Source organism: Bradyrhizobium sp. AS23.2 (genome assembly GCF_001908185.1).
Lineage (GTDB): Bacteria > Pseudomonadota > Alphaproteobacteria > Rhizobiales > Xanthobacteraceae > Bradyrhizobium.
On record NZ_LGHM01000403.1, the window covers coordinates 1 to 1,079 of the forward strand.

1 pseudogene is annotated in these 1,079 nt (G+C 61.1%); it reads left to right on the forward strand.

Annotated features, from left to right (window positions below):
- A pseudogene (locus tag AC630_RS42535) lies at positions 1-962 on the forward strand (IS3 family transposase); the annotation flags it as partial.
- Positions 963-1,079: the final 117 nt, after the last annotated feature.

Consider the following 1,079-nt stretch of genomic DNA (forward strand, 5'->3'; position numbering starts at 1 on the left):
CGCGGCAGAGATCGCGCGTTTGCAGCGAGAGAACGAGCGGCTGCGCATGGAGCGCGACATTTTAAAAAAAGTCGATCGCGATCTTTGCTGGAACACGGACATGAGATTCCGCTTCATCGAAGATCGCCGCGCCGATTATCCGGTGACGCTCCTGTGCGACGTGCTCGGTGTCTCGCCGGCCGGCTATTATGCCTGGCGCTCGCGCCCGGAGAGCCGGCGAACTGCTGCCAATCGTGACCTCGTCGACGACATCAGGCGGGTCCACCGCGACACCCGCGGGCGCTATGGCAGCCCGCGTATCCATGTCGAGTTGAAGGCTCAGGACCGCGGGGCGAGCCGTGGTCGCATCGAGCGGTTGATGCGACGTCACGGCATCAGGGCCATCATGGCGCGGCCACGCCGGGTGCGGACCACCGACAGCCGCCACGACCTGCCGGTCGCCCCGAACCTGCTCGACCGCAACTTCATCGCCACTGCTCCGAACCAGATCTGGCTGGCCGATATCAGCTACATCGAGACCGATCAGGGCTGGCTCTATCTGGCCGCCATCATGGATCTGTACAGCCGCAGGATTGTCGGCTGGGCGATGGCGGATCATTTGCGCGCCGGCCTGCCCTTGGCGGCCTTGCGGATGGCGATCTCGGCGCAGCGGCCAGGTGCCGGCCTGATCCACCATTCCGATCGCGGCGTTCAATATGCCTCGGCGGATTACCGCAAGCTGATGCATTTCCGCCGGCCTCAGGGCGTCGATGAGCCGCAAGGGCGACTGCTATGACAATGCTCCGATGGAGAGCTTCTTTCACACGCTCAAGACGGAGCTCGTCCACAACAGGCACTATGCAACACGGGCAGAAGCCACACGGGATATCTTTGCCTATATCGAAGGCTTCTACAATCGAACTCGTCGTCACTCCGCCATCGGCTTTATCAGCCCGATCGAGATGGAGCTAAAAGCAGCTTAACCCTGTCCATTTTTTCGGGGGAAGATCAAGTTGAGCCGGTCACTTACCCTGAGGGTAAAAACTCGTTCAAAGGGCCAAAGTGAACGTCTGCATCCGCCAACATAACCGCGAGGATCA